Source organism: Streptomyces anandii JCM 4720 (assembly GCF_014650655.1).
GTDB lineage: Bacteria > Actinomycetota > Actinomycetes > Streptomycetales > Streptomycetaceae > Streptomyces > Streptomyces anandii.
This window is the reverse complement of sequence record NZ_BMVJ01000019.1, coordinates 89,558-93,009: the sequence shown is the minus strand read 5'-3', so window position 1 is coordinate 93,009 and position 3,452 is coordinate 89,558. Positions and strand designations below refer to the sequence as shown.

The window sequence follows — 3,452 nt, the reverse complement described above, 5'->3', positions numbered from 1 at the left end:
GCGGCGGCGTACGACAGGGAGGTGCCGATCGCGTCGATGGGCGCCACGAGGAAGGTGCCGCCGTCGGTGTCCGTCAGCGCGCGGTAGTAGCCGAAGCCGGGTGCGGTGAGCGAGCGCTGCACCAGTACGGCGAGCGGCAGCACCAGGAGTACGACGACGGTCGTGAGGACGCCGGCCAGCAGCACCCACTGTCCCGCCCCGCGCGGCCGGCGTGCGGTGCGGGAGGCGTCCACGAGCCTGAGCGCGCTCTCCCGCCGCCGTACGGTCCACGCGTGCACGGCGAGGACCGCGCCCACCGCGAGGAACTGGACGATGGTGAGCACGGCCGCGGTGGACAGGTCGAACAGGTCGGAGGTCTGGCGGTAGATCTCCACCTCCAGGGTGGAGAAGGTGGGGCCGCCGAGGATCTGGACGATGCCGAAGGAGGTGAAGGTGAACAGGAAGACCATGAGCGCGGCGGCGGCGACCGCGGGCGTGAGGGCGGGCAGCGTGACCTTGCGCCAGGCCGTCAGCGGGGAGGCGCCGAGCATCCGCGCGGCCTCCTCCTGCCGGGGGTCGAGTTGCGCCCACAACCCGCCCACGGTCCGTACGACGACGGCGTAGTTGAAGAAGACGTGGGCGAGGAGGATCGCCCACACCGTGGTGTCCAGCCGTACGCCCCACAGCTCGTCGAGCAGTCCGCCGCGCCCGACGAGCGCGAGGAAGGCCGTGCCGACCACGACGGTGGGCAGCACGAACGGCACGGTGACGACGGCCCGCAGCACCTGCCGGCCGGGGAAGTCCAGGCGGGCGAAGACGTAGGCGGCGGGCAGCGCGACGAGCAGGGTGAGCGCGGTGGAGGCGAGTGCCTGCCAGGTGGTGAACCACAGCACGTGACGGATGCCGGGTTCGGAGAGCACGTCCGCGAGGGGCCCGAACCGCCAGGCGCCGTCCGTCTTCAGGCCGCGCTGGAGGATCGCGGCCACGGGGTAGGCGAAGAACACCGCGAAGAACGCGACGGGCACGGCCATCAGGCCGAGCCGCGCCGCGCTCCCCCGGCGCCTGCCGGTGCGGCCCTTGCGGCGGGCTACTTCAGTACGAGTGAGGTCCACGTCCTGACCCACTGGTCGCGGTTGGCGGCGATCTTGCCGGGGGCCATGTTCTCGGGGTTCTTCGCCGGGGGCCCGTACTGGGTGAACTCGGCGGGCACGGCGGCCCCCTTGACCACCGGGTAGACGAACATGTTGAGCGGCATGTCCTCCTGGAACCGCTTGGAGATCAGGAAGTCGATGAACGCCTTGCCGCCCTCGGTGTTCTTCGCGTTGCTGAGCAGGCCGGCGAACTCGGTCTGCCGGAAGCAGGTGCCGTCCGCGACGCCGGTGGGCGCGGTCTTCGGCCGGGGGTCGGCGTAGATCACCTCGGCGGGGGGCGAGGAGGCGTAGGACACGACGAGCGGCCGGTCGCCCTTGGCCTTCTTCCCCCCGGCGGAGCCGGAGAACTCCTGGTTGTAGGCCTGCTCCCAGCCGTCGACGACCTTGACGCCGTTGGCCTTGAGCTTCTTCCAGTAGTCCTGCCAGCCGTCGTCGCCGTACTCGGCGGCGCTGCCGAGGAGGAAGCCGAGGCCGGGCGAGGAGGTGGCGGCGTTCTCGGTGACCAGGAGGTTCTTGTACTGCGGCTTGACCAGGTCGTCGAAGGTGGCGGGCGGGGTCAGCTTGTGGTCGGCGAAGTACTTCTTGTCGTAGTTGACGCAGATGTCGCCGTAGTCGATCGGCGTGACCCGGTGCTTGTCCTTGTCGAGCTGGTAGGCGGGCTGGACCTGGCCGAGCCCCTTGGCCTCGTACGGCTGGAACAGGCCGTTGTCCAGGGCCCGGGAGAGCAGCGTGTTGTCGACGCCGAAGAAGACGTCGCCCTGCGGGTTGTCCTTGGTGAGGATGGCCTTGTTGACGGCCTGGCCGGCGTCGCCGTCCTTGAGGACCTTGACGGTGTAGCCGGACTCCTTCTCGAAGGCCGCGATGACGCTCTTGGACGCGGCCCACGAGTCGTGGCTGACCAGGGTCACCGTCCTGGACCCGGCGGACGAGGAGTCCGTCGTGCCGCCGCCGGAGCCGCACGCGGACAGCGTGACGAGACCGAGCCCGGCCGCGACGGCGACGAACGTCTTGGTGTGCACTGGATTTTCCTCCTGGGGTTGACCAGGAAGAGACGCGGCCCTGCCCGGGATCCGCGCGGGATGCCCGGGCAGGGCGCAACAGCTCGAGTGATGACCGAACTTCCTACCCAGAATGACCTGGGCGAGGTTCAGAGGGTCTGCGGCCAGGTTGCCGCACTCTCAGCGCTGTGGCGCTCCCCTGTCGGAATATGAAGATGTCGATATGGCGATGTCGATGGTGCGGCCGGCCCGCGGAGGCGCACCGGCGGAATTCAGACTACCGCCCGCCGACGGTCCGATTACAGCCCGCCCACCGCGGCTGCCCGGCCACCGCTCGGTGGCGGCGACCGGCTACCGCTCGGTGGCGGCCAGCTGCCCGCACGCCCCGTCGATCTCCTGCCCGCGGGTGTCGCGGACGGTCACCGGCACGCCGTGCGCGGCGATCGCCTCGACGAACGCCTTCTCGTCCTCGGGCCGCGAGGCGGTCCACTTGGAGCCGGGCGTGGGATTGAGCGGGATCAGGTTGACGTGCACCGGCTTGCCCTTGAGGAGCCGGCCGAGCCGGTCGCCGCGCCACGCCTGGTCGTTGATGTCCCGGATGAGCGCGTACTCGATGGACAGCCGGCGCCCGGACTTCGCGGTGTACTCGAACCCGGCGTCGAGCACCTCCCGCACCTTCCACCGCGTGTTGACGGGCACGAGGGTGTCGCGCAGCTCGTCGTCGGGGGCGTGCAGGGAGATGGCCAGCCGGCACTTGAGGCCCTCGTCGGCCAGCCGGTGGATCGCCGGAACGAGGCCCACCGTGGAGACGGTGATCCCGCGCTGGGACAGCCCGAGGCCGTCCGGCTCCGGGTCGGTCAGGGCGCGGATGGCGCCGATGACGCGCTTGTAGTTGGCGAGCGGCTCGCCCATGCCCATGAACACGATGTTGGACAGCCGCGCCGGGCCTCCGGGCACCTCGCCGTCGCGCAGGGCCCGCATGCCGTCGACGATCTGGTGCACGATCTCGGCGGTCGACAGGTTCCGGTCGAGGCCGGCCTGCCCGGTGGCGCAGAACGGACAGTTCATCCCGCACCCGGCCTGCGAGCTGATGCACATGGTCACCCGGTCCGGGTAGCGCATCAGCACGGACTCGACGAGCGTCCCGTCGAACAGCCGCCACAGCGTCTTGCGCGTGGTGCCCTGGTCGGTCGACAGGTGCCGTACGACCGTCATCAGCTCCGGCAGCAGCGCCTCGCGCAGCCTGCCGCGCGACGCGGCCGGGATGTCCGTCCACTGCTCGGGGTCGTGCGCGTACCGCGCGAAGTAGTGCTGCGAGAGCTGC

3 protein-coding genes are annotated in these 3,452 nt (G+C 70.7%); all 3 read right to left on the bottom strand.

All coding sequences use genetic code 11. The features are described from left to right. Nucleotides 1–1,010: ABC transporter permease (locus IE249_RS38685; protein ID WP_229859411.1), on the bottom strand; the 1,010-nt coding region annotated here is incomplete at its 3' end. A gap of 56 nt (nucleotides 1,011–1,066) precedes the next feature. Further along, nucleotides 1,067–2,149 (bottom strand): thiamine ABC transporter substrate-binding protein, encoded by a 1,083-nt coding sequence (locus tag IE249_RS27915; protein WP_189709089.1) that lies wholly within the window; start codon nucleotides 2,147–2,149, stop codon nucleotides 1,067–1,069. 330 nt (nucleotides 2,150–2,479) lie between these two features. Beyond that, on the bottom strand, nucleotides 2,480–3,452 hold a 973-nt coding region (rlmN, locus tag IE249_RS27910), incomplete at its 5' end, for a dual-specificity RNA methyltransferase RlmN (protein ID WP_229859394.1).